Raw genomic sequence first — 14,855 nt, forward strand, 5'->3', positions numbered from 1 at the left:
ACAAGCGTAAATAGCGTTCAGTTCGGACTGAGACTGTTCAGCCGTTCCGGGTTTACGAGAAATGTCTGGTATTCAGTATCTACTCTTTGCCACCGCGCTGTTTGTGGTTGGCCTGCTGTTGCATTCCAACAGCGATTCTTTGGTGTCTGGTCGGATGACCAACATGGCATCCGCTGTCCAAGTTTACTGCAACCAACATAGCCGCACCGTGGGTGGGGTCGAGATTGGCTGCAAACATTTTGCGGACGTACGCAAGATCGACATGCGGTCCGACAACCGCCACCGATCTTTCGCAGGCGATCACATCGTGCAGATCAAGCGCTAAAGTTCACGCCCGGCTAAATCTTCGACCAGTTCGAAGTGTTCGAACACGAGCATCATCTCGGGATCGAAACCGCCGTTGCGCTTGAAATAGGCCTTGTGCGATTTGCGCCACGCCAACAGCGTGTCGTCTTCGCCCTCGGCCAGCGCCATTTCTTCGGTCACATCGCAAAAGCGAACCTCTTCGACGCCCGTGGTGCGGATGACCAGCGCAGGCGTGCCGTCCCAGTTGGCGGCAATATCGCAGCGGCCAACGACGGGCATTGATTCAGGGTCACCATCGAATTCAGAAAGCGCGCCGCAGGTCGCGCGTTTCTTGCCCTTGCGGACAAGCGCGATCAGATGCTGGCACAGCTCTGGCCCATCACCAAACCGAAACGTCCCCGCGCCGGGATATGTGTCTTGCAGGTCTTCAACGTCATTGGTCATGTGATTTCCATTCATTCAAAACAGAGGGCGCCGCTCGGCAAACGGCAAAAGGTCTAGGTAACTCGAGCCGGCCTCCGTTGCCTTACTCAGACTTAAACACCAAAGGTCTTTTGAGGTTCAATTTGACTCCGAAGTGACCTTCAGAGTCGTGTTGCTTCCAGCCGCCCACGATCTTCGCCCGCACGACCGCATTTGGAAGTGAGCTTGCCAATTGTGCTAACTCGCTTCGATACCCCAATGCGACATCCTTCGGCAAATATCCAACAAGCCTATTATCTATTTTTACCGCAACGGCGTTCTTGTCGTAGCGGTTGCCTGTTTCACAAATGAGTAAAGCAGCGCAGTAGTGTTTTGCACTCCTGTCCCTTTTCCCACCCGTGATTTTCGTTAGTGCCTTTTGATAGCTAGCCTCACCAACAACATCTTGTGTAAATCCACGAGTATGTGCCAGCTCGATCGCTGACGTTACGTCAGACTTTTGCCTTTCAAAGAGAGCACGAATAAATTTCACCTACAGCCCACCATGCAGCGTAGGCACTTGAAGCGCACTAAAGCCATAGTGCCGCAGCCAGCGTAGGTCGCTATCAAAGAACGCGCGCAAATCAGGGATACCATATTTCAGCATCGCAATCCGGTCGATGCCGACACCAAACGCAAAGCCTTGCCATTGATCAGGGTCGATTTTGGCGGCTTGCAGCACCTTGGGGTGGACCATGCCGGAACCTAGAACCTCTAGCCAACCGTCGCCTTCGCCGACCTTTAGCTGCCCATCAACCCATGAACACTGAATATCAACTTCGGCCGATGGTTCGGTGAAGGGGAAGTGGGACGCGCGGAAACGGGTTTTCACGCGGGCACCGAAATACGCGCTAAAGAATTCTTCCAGTGTCCATTTCAGATTCGCCATGCTGATGTCTTTGTCGATGGCCAGACCTTCGACTTGGTTAAACATCGGGGTATGGGTCTGGTCATAGTCCGCACGATACACGCGACCCGGGCAGATGATGCGGATCGGGGCGCCGTTGGCCTCCATGCTGCGGATTTGAACCGGGCTGGTGTGCGTACGCAAAACATGCGGCGGGCGGTTATCACCTTCGGCCCGGTGCGTGTAGAAGGTATCCATCTCGGCCCGCGCGGGGTGGTGGCCCGGGATGTTCAGCGCATCAAAATTATACCAATCAGATTCGATCTGCGGGCCTTCGGCCACGGCAAAGCCCATGTCGGCAAAGATCGCGCTGACTTCTTCAGTTACTTGGCTGATCGGGTGTATAGAACCTTCGCGACGATCACGCGCCGGCAGGGTCACGTCCAGCCATTCGCTGCGCAGGCGTTCATCCAAAGCAGCATCAGCCAGCGCGGCCTTTTTCGCGGATAGGGCGCTGTTGATCTCATCCTTCAACGCGTTCAGCGCGGGACCGGCGACTTGGCGTTCTTCTGGGGTCATCTTGCCCAGTTCACGCATTTGCAGGCTGATCTCGCCTTTTTTGCCGACGGCTTGCACACGCAGGTCTTCGATTGCGGCCTCATCGGCGGCATCGGCAATCAGGGAAAGGTATTTGGATTTCAGATCGTCCATGGCGCGCCTCTTACAACTGTCCACGCGGTGCTAGCGAAATGGGGCCACGGTTGCAAGCATCTGCGCAGTGGAAGCACCAACGAAAAAAGGCCACCCAATGGGCGGCCCTTGATCAATTCTTGTTACTCGGCAGCTTAAGCAGCCAGAGCGTCCTTAGCTTTGCCAACGATTGTCGCAAATGCTTCAGGCTCGTTCACTGCAAGATCAGCCAGAACCTTACGGTCGACTTCGATGCCAGCCAGTGTCAGGCCGTTGATGAACTTGGAATAGTTCAGTGTTTCGTCAACCGAACGAACACCTGCGTTGATCCGCTGAATCCACAAAGCGCGGAAGTTGCGCTTGCGATTGTGACGGTCGCGTGTTGCATATTGGTTGGCTTTGTCGACGGCCTGTTTAGCGACTTTGAAAGTCTTTGACCGGCGATCATAATAACCTTTGGCAGCGTCGAGAACTTTTTTGTGACGACGATGTGTGACTGTTCCGCCTTTAACGCGCATATCCTAATTCCCTCTAATTAACGTGCGTAAGGCATCATTGATTTAACGATACCTTCGTCTGCTTTGCACAATGTGGTTGTGCCACGTGCGTTACGAAGGAACTTGTTCGAGCGTTTGATCATGCCGTGCTGTTTACCCGCTTGGGCAGCAACGACACGGCCAGAAGCCGTCGTTTTGAACCGCTTTTTGCAGCTCGATTTTGTCTTCATCTTCGGCATTTCCGTCTCCTCTTTGGGTCGGTCGGAAGCGCGACTCGGCATGCCATACGGGCCGGACGCGCGGGTTGAGACGCGCCGTATAGGACGCATCATTCAAATAGGCAAGGGATTTAGAGCAGATACCGCCCCACGACATCAACAAATACTTCGTCAATCGTCGCAAAGCCGTAAACACCCGGATTTTCCTGCATCGCATAGGCAATACTAACGCCCCCCACCACGACGAACAGAATCGCCACGCGTGGAAAGCGTCGGTCCGAAAACGCGCTGATCAAAGCTGGAATTGCGAAGGCGCAGCACAGCACACCCACAACAAAAATCAGATCATAGTCCATTCAACGCGTTCCCGTTTTATCACAGGCCGCAGCTTAATCCGCTTCGGCTGGGAAAATCAAACGCTCATCACAGGGTGCGACGCGCAGAATGTTTGTTGAACCCGGCGTGTTAAACGGAACGCCTGCGGTGATAACCACCATATCTTCCTTGGTTGCCAGCTCTAGACCAATTGCGGCACGAACAGCCGCGATAACCGCATCCTTAAAGCGATCTACCGGGCCAGTAACGACACAGTTTGTCCCCCAAGACAGGCACAAACGACGCGCTGTCTCAATTTGGTTTGTCATAGCAATGATCGGCACACGTGGACGTTCGCGCGACACCAATAGCGCCGTAGTACCCGACTGTGAAAAACAGCAAATTGCTTTGACGTCTGTCGTCTCTGCAATTTCACGGGCAGCGGAAACGATACCGTCTGCGACTGTTTTACCGTCAGTCTTGCGCGATGCTTCGATCATCTCCGTGTAGGTCGGATCAGATTCGACTTCGCCAGCGACGTTGTTCATCGTTGTGACGGCTTCGATTGGGTAGGCACCCGCCGCAGATTCAGCGGAAAGCATGATCGCGTCAGCGCCTTCGTAAATCGCGTTCGCAACGTCAGATACTTCGGCGCGGGTTGGCATCGGTGATTCAATCATCGACTCGAGCATCTGTGTCGCCACGATAACTGGTTTTGCAGCAGCGCGTGATTTCAAGATCAGTTGCTTTTGAATTGGCGGAACCGCCTGCACAGGCAATTCAACACCCAGATCACCACGCGCGACCATGATACCATCGCTGACCTTTAGGATTTCATCAAATGACTTCACCGCGTTCGGCTTTTCAATCTTCGACAGAATCGCAGCACGGCCCTTTGCAAGCGCACGCGCCTCTTCAACGTCTGCAGCACGCTGCACGAACGAGAGCGCCAACCAGTCAACACCCAACTCACATACGAACTCTAGGTCTTTCCGGTCCTTTTCGGACAAAGCCGCCACGGGCAGCGTAACGTCAGGAACGTTCACGCCCTTACGGTTAGAAATCGTACCGCCGACAACCACTTCACAGTCAGCAAAGTCACGACCACAATCTTTGACGCGTAGCTTAATCTTACCGTCGTTCACCAACAGGTGCGCGCCAGGCTCTAGCGCGTCAAAAATCTCTTTGTGAGGAAGCTTAACACGGTTCACGTCGCCCTCGGCGTCATCCAGATCAAGGCGGAACGCTGCACCTTCAACCAGTTCTTCTTCGCCGTTAGCAAAAACACCGACCCGCAACTTTGGGCCCTGCAAATCTGCAAGAATGGAAATCGGGCTATCCAAGTCTTTTTCGACTTGGCGGATAATCTCGTGACGGACCTTAATTTCTGCGTGATCACCATGCGACATGTTCAAGCGGAACACATCGGCACCGGCCTCGTGTAGCGCGCGGATCATCTCATAGTCATTGGAAGCTGGGCCGAGTGTGGCGACAATCTTTACGTTACGGTGGCGTCTCATGATTTTTCCTTCGTGCGGCTGTGCCGTTAGCGATAACAGGTGGCTTGTTGCCCTTATTGCGCAATTCCAATCCTATCACAACTAGCCTAAATCGGGTGACAAAGGAATGACACCAAAGATGACACACTTTACCTTCGAAACGATCGGCACGGATCGCCCGGGCCGCTGGCTTGTTAGCTGCGATCATGCAACCAACCATGTCCCTGATTGGATCAATAACGGCGACCTTGGGCTTCCCCATGACGACATGCAGCGCCACATCGCATATGATGTCGGTGCCGCTGGGGTGACCCGCCATTTAGCAGAGGCACTGGACAGCCCAGCCATTCTATCAAACTTCTCGCGGCTCGTGATTGATCCCAACCGGGGTGAAGATGACCCGACACTGCTCATGCGTCTTTATGATGGAACCATCATCCCCGCGAACCGTCATGCCGATGTGGTTGAAAAGGAAAAGCGGCTAGAGTATCTTCACCGCCCCTATCACAACGCCTATGCCGAACTGGCGGCGCAAATGCGGGACCCCGTGATCTGCGCGGTCCATAGCTTCACACCGCAACTACGCGGACGGTCAGCGCGGCCTTGGGAAGTTGGCGTGCTTTACGCGCATGATGATCGGCTTGCGAAACCATTCATCGAAGCCTGTATCAATCAAGGTTGGTGCGTTGGAGACAACGAACCCTATTCTGGCCACCTCAAAGGCGACGCTGTCGACCGACATGCGCTACAGCACGGACGGCCAAACGTTCTTATCGAAGTGCGCAACGACCTTATTGCTGAAGAAGCCGGACAAATCCTTTGGGCGCAGCGATTAGCACCTATATTGAAAGAAGTACTCGCCCAGACTGGGCTTTGACGGAGACTATTATGGACGACCAAACTCGCATCGAAATCGAAGCCGCCGCATTCCGCCGCCTACGCCAGCACCTTCTTGAAGATCGGCCCGACGCGCAAAACATCGACATGATGAACCTTGCCGGTTTCTGCCGTAACTGTCTGTCGCGCTGGTACCAAGAAGCAGCTAACGAACGCGGCATCGAAATGGACAAAGAGCAAGGCCGCGAAACGTTCTACGGCATGCCGTTTTCTGAGTGGAAAGCGAAGCACCAGACCGAAGCGAGTGCGGAGGCAAAAGAAGTGTTCAAGAAGTCACATGGGTGACCGATCAAGAGGTAATTTCGCGTCCTATTTGATGTAACATGGGACGCGAAAAGCCACTTCGTGCCAGCAATGCCCGTGGTGAGTAATCGCTGCATTTGCCAACGGCAGGATGTGCGCATCAACTTGAATGGCTCGAGGCGTTAGGAATAACCGCAGTCACCGCACCGTGCCGCGTGAACATTTTGTCCCTATTTAGCCATAGAACTACCAAAAGAACCGCAGCGAGGATCCACGTATCGTAAGGCTGGGCATCCGGCCAGAACGGGTTGTTAAGCTGCCAGTGCAACAGCATTGGCCAAAGAAGGCTACCACGCGAATTGTTGAACAGTGGGGTGACAAGAACCGCCAGCACCACATTGCCGATGAAAAACGGCGTAAAGCTCCAGCCGCTTTGCACGGTGCCGGAAAGGTAAAAGGCTGGCAAATGCCAGATGCCCCAAATTGTTTCAATGATCATCCCAGCCCAGATCGGCGCGACATCCCTTTGCAAGAGCGGTTGCGCAACGCCGCGCCATCCAAACTCTTCGATCGGGCCGAGAAAGAGCATGAGTACTAACAATGCGAACAGCGTACCTATCCCCTCCGGCGGAACAGGTGCAAGCAAGGGACCACCTTTGATCAACGATCCTAGGATGAAAACGAATGGCACCCCGAAAAGAACAAAGACAACCCACCACGGTGAACACCGCCAAAGCCCCAACCGTGATAAAAACAACCTGACACCAGACACTCCACCATAAAACAGCACCAAAACGAAACCCGCTATTGCGGGCCCCCAAGTCGCCAGAAAGAACGCAGGATGTGTGCCAGTGATTTCGCCAAGCATGGCTTCGGCACGATCTGGAAATAGTATCAGGCCACCGGCCAATCCCCACGTGATCGAAAATGTAATGATGACAAAGAGTGCCAGCGCGGATGAAGGCACGTCCTTTGCCGGGCTAGTCGCAACATTGGTCATGCCTGACAATCCTTAAATGAATCAAATCCACTCTAGGGATGGTCACCCAAGACAATCACTCTCTCAATGATCTCGCTCAATTCACGGGGATTTTGCAGTCATCTTACTAATCGATAGCCGTCCATCGACATCAATCAACCGATGGACAGATCGACAATACGGATATCAAACAGCCAACTTACGGCTTTCATCCAGATAGATTTCACGCAAGCGCGCCGCGATTGGGCCGGGTGTGCCGTTGCCTATGGATGCGCCATCAATGTCGACGACGGGCATCACGAATGTGCTGGCCGACGTGATAAATGCTTCGTCAGCTTCTTGCGCTTCGGCAATGGTAAAGCTGCGTTCTTCGACCTTCATCTGTGCTTCGCGAGCAAAACGCAGAACGGCTGCGCGGGTGATCCCGTGCAGGATTTCGCTGCCCAAGTTCCGTGTAATGATCGTGTTGCCTTTGACGATATAGGCGTTGTTTGACGTGCCTTCGGTCACGGCACCATCTTCGACCATCCACGCATCATCAGCGCCTGCGGCTTTGGCCATCATCTTACCCATGGACGGGTACAGCAACTGAACAGTTTTGATGTCACGACGCGCCCAGCGCTGATCCTCAATCGAGATCACTTTGATCCCTTTCTTGGCCGTTGGGTTGTCAGCAAGACCAGGTTTGTTCTGGGTGAACAAAACAACAGTCGGTTTGGTCGTTTCCGGATCAGGGAAGGCAAAGTCGCGGTCATCTGGCGCACCGCGTGTGATTTGAAGATAAATCATGCCTTCCTCAATGCCGTTCAAACGCACCAATTCGCGGTGCACCTCTAGCAAGTCAGGCAGCACGTCAGGGCGCGGCATGTCGAGCTCATCCAATGACCGCTCGAGCCGTTTTGCGTGCCCGTCAAAGTCAATCAGCTTGCCATCCAGAACCGATGTTACCTCGTAAACGCCATCGGCCATCAGGAAACCGCGATCAAAGATCGAAATCTTGGCTTCGTTTTCAGGTAGGTATTCGCCGTTGACGTAAACTGTGCGCATGGTCATCCCCATAATGCGGCGGCAGGAGGGTGCACGCCTTGTTCATCAAAAATAAGTGGTTGATCACGGTCTTCGGCCAATAAGAGCGGGCCGTCAAGGTCCGTAAAGGCCACACCCTGCGCAAGAATGGTAGCAGGTGCCATGGCAAGCGAAGATCCGACCATGCAACCGACCATAACACCGTAACCCTCAGCGATGGCTTGCTCTTTCAATGCGAGCGCTTCGGTCAGGCCACCCGTTTTGTCCAGCTTGATGTTCACCATGTCATATTTGCCCTTTAGCGCAGGCAGGCTACTGCGATCATGGCAGCTTTCGTCCGCGCATACCGGCAAGGGGCGCGCGATTTCCGCTAGCATGTCGTCTTCCCCAGCAGTCAGTGGCTGTTCAACCATTTGTACGCCGAGCCGGATCAGATGGGGCGCAAGGTCAGCATAGACGTCAGCAGTCCAACCTTCGTTTGCATCGACGATAATCCGGGCATCTGGGGCGCCGCGGCGAACCGCCTCTAACCGGGCCATATCGTCGGGCGTACCAAGTTTAATTTTCAGCAACGGACGGTGCGCATTTTTTGCGGCCTGAACCTGCATTGCCTCGGGCGTATCAAGCGACAAAGTATAGGCAGTGATCTCCGGGCCGGGCGCTGGCAGGCCTAACAAGTCCCAAACCCGTTTTCCGGCTTGCTTGGCTGCATGATCCCAATACGCACAGTCCAAAGCATTACGCGCCGCACCCGCTGGCAAAGCATCTTGCAGGTCACCCCACGCGCCAGAAAAGCCGCTGATCTGTTCTGTCACGCTATCCAAGGTTTCGTCGTAGCGCGCATATGGCACGCATTCACCCCAACCAACGGCGCCATCGCCGCTAACCGTGACGGTTAGCACCTCTGCCTGCGTGCGCGAACCACGACTGATCGTGAACACCTGCGCGAGCTGGAATACATCACGCGTCACTTGAATTTTCATCGATATGCCTTTTCTTGGTTAGAACGCGGGCGCGCGATCAAATTTAGCTAAATTTGATCTTATATTGCCGCCAATGCATCGACCAGTCGCCCTGCCCCTTGGCGGAACGTGTCGACCGTTGGAAGGCCCATCCGCTCTTCGATCTCTGCCATATATGCAATCGCTTCGGGCTCAGACATGTGCTGCGTATTCACCGATACGCCCACAACCTGGCAGTCAGGGTTGGCAATACGCGCCATCGAAAGCGCAGTATCACGAAGCGCCTCTAGGCTCGGCAGTGCGTAGTCAGGCAAACCACGCATATGTGTGCGGGTCGGCTCATGCGCGAGCACCAACGCATCGGGCTGCCCACCGTGGATCAGTGCCATTGTCACACCTGAATATGACACGTGAAACAGGCTCCCCTGCCCTTCGATATGATCCCAGTGATCCGGATCGTTATCAGGGGTCAGATACTCCACAGCGCCCGCCATAAAGTCCGCGATCACCGCATCCAATGGAACACCACCACCTGTGATCAAAATGCCGGTCTGCCCGGTCGGACGGAATGTCGACTTCATGCCGCGCTTTTGCATCTCTGCGTCCATTGCGAGGCCAGTGTACATCTTGCCAACCGAACAATCCGTACCAACTGCCAAACACCGTTTGCCAATGCGCTTCTTGCCGTTCGCGATGGGATAGGCAACCGACGGAATACGCACATCAAACAATGTACGCCCATTCACGCGCGCTGCTGCCATCAGATCATTTTCGTCACGAAGCAGATTGTGCAAACCAGATGCGACATCGAAGCCCATTTGTAGCGCCTCTACCAAGACGGCCTTCCAAGCGTCCGAAATTACACCGCCCCGGTTTGCCACACCAATCACAAGAGTTTTAGCACCTGCCGCTTGGGCCTCTGCCAGCGTCATGTCCTTGATGCCGACATCCGCGCCACAGCCCGGCATACGGAATTGTCCAACGGCATTGTCCGGGCGCCAGTCCTTGATGCCCTGCGCGACCTTCGCGGCAAGCTGATCGGGCGCATCGCCCAGAAACAATAGATATGGGGTCTGGATCATGGGAAACTCCGGATTCGAGGAAAACTGCTATCGAGAGAATTACGCGTCATTGCTAGAATAATATCGTTAAGATGACTCTCAGTACGAAATTATACGCAACAATTTTGCATGATATCGCAGTTTAGAACAAATTCTTGCGCTTAAATCGTAGGGTAGATCTTGATCCCCCCATCCAAGAAAAAACCCGGGCGCGAACGCCCGGGCAAGTATTGAAAAACTGACAGGAAGGGTATCAGCCTTTCGAGAACTCAGGATAGGCTTCCATGCCCAGCTCGGACACGTCCAGACCGTTGATCTCAGCCTCTTCAGATACCCGGATACCCATTGTGGATTTCAGGATAATCCAAACGATCAGAGATACGACAAAGACGAAGATACCGATTGCTGCGAAGCCGATGAACTGTGTCACGAAGCTTGTGCCATCTGTGTAAACAGGCACAACCATCGTACCCCAGAAGCCCGCAACGAGGTGGACTGGAATAGCGCCAACAACGTCGTCGATTTTCAGGCTGTCCAGCAATGGAACAACGAAGACAACGATTACGCCACCAACAGCACCAATCCAAAGCGCACCGAACAGCGACGGGTCAAGCGGGCCAGCCGTGATAGAAACCAGACCAGCAAGCGCACCGTTCAGCACCATGGTCAGATCGACCTTTTTGTACATGACTTGTGTCAGGATCAGCGCTGCAACAGCACCGGCAGCGGCAGCCATGTTGGTGTTTGCAAAGATGCGGCCAACGTCAGTGATGTCACCAACAGTACCCGCAGCCAACTGCGAACCACCGTTAAAGCCGAACCAACCCAGCCACAGGATGAATGTACCCAGTGTAGCAAGTGTCAGGTTAGAACCCGGCATTGGGATTGTTTTGCCGTCTTTGTATTTACCGATCCGTGGACCCAGAACAAAGGCACCAGCAAGGGCAGCGAAACCACCAGCAGCGTGAACCAGAGTTGAACCAGCGAAGTCAGAAAAGCCCATTTCAGACAAGAAGCCGCCGCCCCACTGCCAAGATGCTTCGATTGGGTAGATGAAGCCAGTCAGCACAACAACGAAGATCAGGAATGGCCACAGTTTGATGCGCTCAGCCAAAGTACCAGAAACGATCGATGCAGTCGTTGCACAGAACATTAGCTGGAAGAAGAAGTCAGAAGCGACAGATGCGTAATCAAGTGACGCATCAGCAGCAGCCAGCCCTACAGGCTCTAGTGATGTGATCGAGAAGAACGGGCCAAGCCAGCCTTCGACAAGCCATTCACCTGGGTACATAAGGTTGAAACCAACCAACCAGTACATGATGGACGCAATTGAAAACAGCGCGATGTTCTTTGTCAGCTGTGTTGTAACGTTCTTAGAGCGCACAAGACCTGCTTCGAGCATGGCAAAACCGGCAGCCATCCAGAACACCAAAAAGCCGCCCACAAGGAACAGCAAGGTCGTCATCAGATACGGGCCGATTTCATCGAATGTTGGCGCGGCATCCTGTGCCAGCGCAAATGTCGGCATAAGCGCAAGGCCCGCACCAACAAGAAGAGATTTATTCAGTTTCATTAGTCTGTCCCTTAATTCACGCTTAAAGCGCGTCATCGTTTGTCTCGCCGGTGCGCACGCGAAGGGCGCTTTCAACGTCGAGAACGAAAATCTTGCCGTCACCGATTTTCTCGGTCTTGGCTGTGGATGCGATGGTAGAAACCACCTGTTCGGCCATTGAATCTGGCACGACGACCTCGAGTTTAACTTTTGGTACAAAATTCACGGCGTATTCCGCACCACGATAAATTTCAGTGTGGCCGGACTGCGAGCCGAAGCCCTTGATTTCAGACACCATCATGCCGCGCACGCCCACGGTGGTCAGCGCCTCGCGGACCTCCTCGAGTTTAAACGGCTTAATTGTTGCAATGATGAGTTTCACGTTCTTCCCCTTGCAAATTCATATGCAAAGCGCTCTTGGCAGCGCTCGCTTGCAAAGAGACAGAAACCGCGTGTCGCCCATGCGAGCAAGGCTCTGGGGGTATCAGATCGCCCCAAAAGCAGGCACGATTGCACAATTTTTGCACAAACGGACATAACTGCCTAATTTTTTAGCGGCATAAAAACACCGAGCCCGCGACTCATCGCGCTCTACATTTGTGAAAGCCCCCGTTATGGTAGAAAAAAATCGGACAAACAGTCGGTCGAGCAGAACATGAGTGGAAACGGTAATAAACGGACACCTTTGGTGGCCGAGAAGCGCTACCCGACGAATGGGCCAGCGAAAAAGAAGCCTGCGCCCAATAAAGCGCCGCGCAAAAAACCAGCGGCGCGACGCAAGGCCACGCCAAAGCGCAACAAGCCACGCGGTATACTCGGCTGGATCCTATTTCCGTTCCAATGGGCGCTTCGGATTATCTGGGCGGTTAGCTGGCGGCTTGGCCTTGTTGTCGGGCTGATCATTGCCGGTTTCTCGTTCTACTTTGCTTCACAAATGCCCCCAGTCGGTGACCTCATTGATGGTCGCACGCGTGGTTCGGTGACGATGACCGACTTTCGTGGAGAGGTCTTTGCATGGCGCGGCGATCAATTCGGCGGCATGATTACCGTGGAAACTATCTCGGACCATCTGAAAAACGCCGTTGTGGCCACCGAGGACAAGCGGTTCTATCGCCACTTTGGTATTTCTCCCCGCGGTATTGCATCTGCTGTACGCATCAACCTGCGAGAAAACCGCGGCCCGTTATCGGGCCACGGCGGGTCAACTATTACGCAGCAAACCGCGAAACTGCTTTGCCTTGGCGTGCCATTTGACCCGAACAAATGGGATTCCGAGGCCGAATACGAAAACGACTGCCGTCAAGGTTCGCTTTGGCGCAAAGCCCGCGAGGCTGTTTTCGCTGTCGGCATGGAGATCGCATATACAAAAGACGAAATCCTGACGATCTATTTGAACCGCGCCTACCTTGGCGCCGGCGCACGTGGGTTTGAGGCAGCATCGCATCGCTACTTCGACATCCCAGCTATGGCGCTCAGCCCCGCAGAATCCGCGATGCTCGCCGGTCTTTTAACGGCACCTTCTACACTGGCACCGACAAGCAACCTTCAGCGGTCACAAAACCGCGCGGCTGTCGTTGTGGGCCTCATGGAAGAACAAGGTTACCTGACAAAGGCACAAGCTGACGACGCCCGTGCGAACCCGGCAACACTGTCAGAAACCGCACGTGCAAACGCCGCCACCTTCTTTGCTGACTGGATTATGCGAAGCGGCCCAGAATCGTTCACCCGAAACACGACGGAAGACGTATTCATCCGCACGACACTCGACCCCGAAATCCAAACCGCCGCCGAAGAAGCAATGCTAAGCGTCTTTGAAACCGAAGTCCGCGCAGGGTCCGAAGCACAAGCAGCCATCGTGGTCATGTCTGCCGACGGCGCAGTCCGCGCCATGGTCGGCGGAAGAAACATCGGCGACACCGGTGCATTCAACCGCGCCACGCAAGCGAACCGACAGACCGGGTCTGCGTTCAAGCCCTTCATTTTCGCTGCTGCGTTGGATTTGGGCATGTCGCCCTACACCATGATTGACGATGAACGCACCTGCTGGAAACGTCGTGGTGCGGGCGATTGGTGCCCCGAAAACTATGATCGCGAATTCAAAGGCCCGGTCACTTTGATCCAAGCCCTCGCAGAAAGCCGTAACATTCCGGCCATCGTTTTGTCAGAGGATGTTGGCCGCGAATTGGTGCGCAATGTTGCGAACGGTTTTGGCCTGAACGGCGACTTGGCCGCAGGCCCTGCGCTGGCGCTAGGCGTATCGGAAAGCACCTTATTAGACATGACTGGCGCATATGCCGGCATCTTGAACGGCGGATCACAGGTTACGCCTTATGGGCTGGTTGATCTGCGGATTCGTGGCGACAATGACTCTTTGATGGATTCACAAGGTGCAGGCATTGGCGAACGAATTATTCGCCAAGAAGCCGCACGTCAGCTCACCTGGATGATGACCAAAGTCGTTGAAGAAGGGACCGGGCGTCGCGCACATATCGACGGATGGGAAATCGCTGGGAAATCTGGCACAACCCAAGGTGCGCGCGATGCATGGTTCATTGCCTTCACCGGCGACTATGTAACGGGCGTATGGATGGGCTATGATGACAACCGTCCGCTTAGCGGTGTGACGGGTGGGGGACTGCCCGCTACAATCTGGCGCGAGACGATGACCCGTGTTCTTGCGAACAAAACGCCGACGCCACTGCCCATGCTCATCCCAGAGCGGCCAGCACAGTCCGGGATTCTGCATAGCGAAGGCGGTGAGGTGTTGGATCAAGACATCTTGAACTTGCTCGATTCGATCATCGGGAACTAATGTCTCGACCTCATGTCCGGCGGCACCCTATGCAAGGCCGGACATGCCAGAATCAGTATTCGCCCTGTTCACACCGCTCATAGCGGAAGGCATATCCGTTCCACACCATGATGATACCATCGGTTTCCGCGTCGTTCATCAAGATGGATCGTTCGGTCCAAGTCTGCCCCGCACCAGAACATTCCATCTGATAGATCGTGGCGTCCATGTCATTGATATCTACAGGATTCGTCATGCGGCATTCCATCTCGACACCATGAAAGATGCCGTCCGCGATCTTTAGGGTGCCGCCATCGACGCCAACAAGCGCGCATTCGGAATGTGCTGTTTGCTTATAAAGCCCGTCATATGGGCCGGCAAAAACAAGCGATGGAACCACGATTGCAATGGCGCACGAAAAGGTAGACAAATGTTTCATGACGTTGATATTTGCGATAAATCGCCATATTGATCAATCATTTATATTACCCATGCGCCTTCGCGAAAAAT

At 54.2% G+C, this 14,855-nt stretch carries 18 protein-coding genes; 4 read left to right on the top strand and 14 right to left on the bottom strand.

Annotated elements, in window-relative coordinates:
• Positions 1 to 61 precede the first annotated feature (61 nt).
• Positions 62 to 325, top strand: a complete 264-nt coding sequence (locus ACHUEV_RS12680; protein WP_394180417.1) for a hypothetical protein — start codon at positions 62 to 64, stop codon at positions 323 to 325.
• Here the strand turns inward: ACHUEV_RS12680 and ACHUEV_RS12685 are convergent.
• The 7 genes from ACHUEV_RS12685 to pyk form a co-directional block, all read right to left on the bottom strand.
• Positions 322 to 750 carry an ASCH domain-containing protein gene (locus ACHUEV_RS12685; RefSeq protein WP_394180419.1) on the bottom strand — a complete coding sequence of 143 codons (429 nt, stop codon included), beginning with the start codon at positions 748 to 750 and terminating at the stop codon, positions 322 to 324. The two genes, ACHUEV_RS12680 and ACHUEV_RS12685, sit on opposite strands and share 4 nt — an antisense overlap.
• Positions 751 to 832: 82 nt before the next feature.
• On the bottom strand, positions 833 to 1,261 hold the full coding sequence (locus ACHUEV_RS12690; protein WP_394180421.1) for a hypothetical protein: 429 nt from the start codon (positions 1,259 to 1,261) through the stop codon (positions 833 to 835).
• The gene (gene pheS / locus ACHUEV_RS12695) at positions 1,262 to 2,326 is read right to left on the bottom strand and encodes a phenylalanine--tRNA ligase subunit alpha (protein WP_394180423.1); all 1,065 of its coding nucleotides are present in this window, start codon (positions 2,324 to 2,326) and stop codon (positions 1,262 to 1,264) included.
• 134 nt (positions 2,327 to 2,460) lie between these two features.
• Entirely contained in the window at positions 2,461 to 2,823 is a 363-nt protein-coding gene (gene rplT, locus ACHUEV_RS12700; RefSeq protein WP_106358914.1) for a 50S ribosomal protein L20, read from the bottom strand.
• 17 nt (positions 2,824 to 2,840) lie between these two features.
• Entirely contained in the window at positions 2,841 to 3,041 is a 201-nt protein-coding gene (rpmI, locus tag ACHUEV_RS12705) for a 50S ribosomal protein L35 (protein ID WP_045997239.1), read from the bottom strand.
• Positions 3,042 to 3,151: 110 nt separating this feature from the next.
• A complete protein-coding gene (locus ACHUEV_RS12710) occupies positions 3,152 to 3,376 on the bottom strand; it encodes a hypothetical protein (protein WP_394180425.1) in 225 nt (74 codons plus the stop codon).
• A gap of 33 nt (positions 3,377 to 3,409) precedes the next feature.
• Positions 3,410 to 4,855, bottom strand: a complete 1,446-nt coding sequence (gene pyk / locus ACHUEV_RS12715) for a pyruvate kinase (protein WP_394180427.1) — start codon at positions 4,853 to 4,855, stop codon at positions 3,410 to 3,412.
• Positions 4,856 to 4,973: 118 nt separating this feature from the next.
• Here pyk and ACHUEV_RS12720 point away from each other — a divergent pair, with 118 nt between their 5' ends.
• Both ACHUEV_RS12720 and ACHUEV_RS12725 read left to right on the top strand, forming a co-directional pair.
• On the top strand, positions 4,974 to 5,711 hold the full coding sequence (locus ACHUEV_RS12720; protein ID WP_394180429.1) for an N-formylglutamate amidohydrolase: 738 nt from the start codon (positions 4,974 to 4,976) through the stop codon (positions 5,709 to 5,711).
• A gap of 11 nt (positions 5,712 to 5,722) precedes the next feature.
• Positions 5,723 to 6,016 carry a DUF1244 domain-containing protein gene (locus ACHUEV_RS12725; RefSeq protein ID WP_394180431.1) on the top strand — a complete coding sequence of 98 codons (294 nt, stop codon included), beginning with the start codon at positions 5,723 to 5,725 and terminating at the stop codon, positions 6,014 to 6,016.
• Positions 6,017 to 6,134: 118 nt separating this feature from the next.
• Here the strand turns inward: ACHUEV_RS12725 and ACHUEV_RS12730 are convergent, their stop codons facing one another.
• From ACHUEV_RS12730 to ACHUEV_RS12755, 6 genes are all read right to left on the bottom strand, one after another.
• Positions 6,135 to 6,974: a CPBP family intramembrane glutamic endopeptidase gene (locus ACHUEV_RS12730; protein ID WP_394180433.1), complete on the bottom strand. Its 840-nt coding sequence runs from the start codon at positions 6,972 to 6,974 to the stop codon at positions 6,135 to 6,137.
• Positions 6,975 to 7,139: 165 nt separating this feature from the next.
• On the bottom strand, positions 7,140 to 8,006 hold the full coding sequence (locus ACHUEV_RS12735; RefSeq protein WP_394180435.1) for a D-amino-acid transaminase: 867 nt from the start codon (positions 8,004 to 8,006) through the stop codon (positions 7,140 to 7,142).
• Positions 8,003 to 8,962 (bottom strand): N-acetyl-D-Glu racemase DgcA, encoded by a 960-nt coding sequence (gene dgcA, locus ACHUEV_RS12740; RefSeq protein ID WP_394180437.1) that lies wholly within the window; start codon positions 8,960 to 8,962, stop codon positions 8,003 to 8,005. The genes ACHUEV_RS12735 and dgcA overlap by 4 nt, the downstream gene beginning before the upstream one ends.
• 59 nt (positions 8,963 to 9,021) lie before the next feature.
• On the bottom strand, positions 9,022 to 10,023 hold the full coding sequence (dgcN, locus tag ACHUEV_RS12745) for an N-acetyltransferase DgcN (RefSeq protein WP_394180439.1): 1,002 nt from the start codon (positions 10,021 to 10,023) through the stop codon (positions 9,022 to 9,024).
• Positions 10,024 to 10,255: 232 nt separating this feature from the next.
• Complete coding sequence (amt, locus tag ACHUEV_RS12750; protein ID WP_106358922.1) at positions 10,256 to 11,575, bottom strand: ammonium transporter; 1,320 nt, start codon at positions 11,573 to 11,575, stop codon at positions 10,256 to 10,258.
• 22 nt (positions 11,576 to 11,597) lie between these two features.
• Positions 11,598 to 11,936, bottom strand: a complete 339-nt coding sequence (locus ACHUEV_RS12755) for a P-II family nitrogen regulator (protein WP_106358923.1) — start codon at positions 11,934 to 11,936, stop codon at positions 11,598 to 11,600.
• Between the two features lie 273 nt (positions 11,937 to 12,209).
• Here ACHUEV_RS12755 and ACHUEV_RS12760 point away from each other — a divergent pair, with 273 nt between their 5' ends.
• Complete coding sequence (locus ACHUEV_RS12760; RefSeq protein ID WP_394180442.1) at positions 12,210 to 14,366, top strand: transglycosylase domain-containing protein; 2,157 nt, start codon at positions 12,210 to 12,212, stop codon at positions 14,364 to 14,366.
• 52 nt (positions 14,367 to 14,418) lie between these two features.
• Here the strand turns inward: ACHUEV_RS12760 and ACHUEV_RS12765 are convergent, their stop codons facing one another.
• Positions 14,419 to 14,784 (bottom strand): hypothetical protein, encoded by a 366-nt coding sequence (locus ACHUEV_RS12765; protein WP_394180444.1) that lies wholly within the window; start codon positions 14,782 to 14,784, stop codon positions 14,419 to 14,421.
• Between the last annotated feature and the right edge of the window lie 71 nt (positions 14,785 to 14,855).

This window comes from Yoonia maritima (genome assembly GCF_043641945.1).
Classification (GTDB): Bacteria; Pseudomonadota; Alphaproteobacteria; order Rhodobacterales; family Rhodobacteraceae; genus Yoonia; species Yoonia maritima_B.

Excerpts from the sequence above, each read along its gene's own strand:
- ACHUEV_RS12680 (WP_394180417.1), top strand. The coding sequence starts at position 62 with ATGTCTGGTATTCAGTATCTACTCTTTGCCACCGCGCTGTTTGTGGTT.
- ACHUEV_RS12685 (WP_394180419.1), bottom strand. The coding sequence starts at position 750 with ATGACCAATGACGTTGAAGACCTGCAAGACACATATCCCGGCGCGGGG.
- pheS (WP_394180423.1), bottom strand. The coding sequence starts at position 2,326 with ATGGACGATCTGAAATCCAAATACCTTTCCCTGATTGCCGATGCCGCC.
- rplT (WP_106358914.1), bottom strand. The coding sequence starts at position 2,823 with ATGCGCGTTAAAGGCGGAACAGTCACACATCGTCGTCACAAAAAAGTT.
- rpmI (WP_045997239.1), bottom strand. The coding sequence starts at position 3,041 with ATGCCGAAGATGAAGACAAAATCGAGCTGCAAAAAGCGGTTCAAAACG.
- ACHUEV_RS12710 (WP_394180425.1), bottom strand. The coding sequence starts at position 3,376 with ATGGACTATGATCTGATTTTTGTTGTGGGTGTGCTGTGCTGCGCCTTC.
- pyk (WP_394180427.1), bottom strand. The coding sequence starts at position 4,855 with ATGAGACGCCACCGTAACGTAAAGATTGTCGCCACACTCGGCCCAGCT.
- ACHUEV_RS12720 (WP_394180429.1), top strand. The coding sequence starts at position 4,974 with ATGACACACTTTACCTTCGAAACGATCGGCACGGATCGCCCGGGCCGC.
- ACHUEV_RS12725 (WP_394180431.1), top strand. The coding sequence starts at position 5,723 with ATGGACGACCAAACTCGCATCGAAATCGAAGCCGCCGCATTCCGCCGC.
- ACHUEV_RS12730 (WP_394180433.1), bottom strand. The coding sequence starts at position 6,974 with ATGACCAATGTTGCGACTAGCCCGGCAAAGGACGTGCCTTCATCCGCG.
- ACHUEV_RS12735 (WP_394180435.1), bottom strand. The coding sequence starts at position 8,006 with ATGACCATGCGCACAGTTTACGTCAACGGCGAATACCTACCTGAAAAC.
- dgcA (WP_394180437.1), bottom strand. The coding sequence starts at position 8,962 with ATGAAAATTCAAGTGACGCGTGATGTATTCCAGCTCGCGCAGGTGTTC.
- dgcN (WP_394180439.1), bottom strand. The coding sequence starts at position 10,023 with ATGATCCAGACCCCATATCTATTGTTTCTGGGCGATGCGCCCGATCAG.
- amt (WP_106358922.1), bottom strand. The coding sequence starts at position 11,575 with ATGAAACTGAATAAATCTCTTCTTGTTGGTGCGGGCCTTGCGCTTATG.
- ACHUEV_RS12760 (WP_394180442.1), top strand. The coding sequence starts at position 12,210 with ATGAGTGGAAACGGTAATAAACGGACACCTTTGGTGGCCGAGAAGCGC.
- ACHUEV_RS12765 (WP_394180444.1), bottom strand. The coding sequence starts at position 14,784 with ATGAAACATTTGTCTACCTTTTCGTGCGCCATTGCAATCGTGGTTCCA.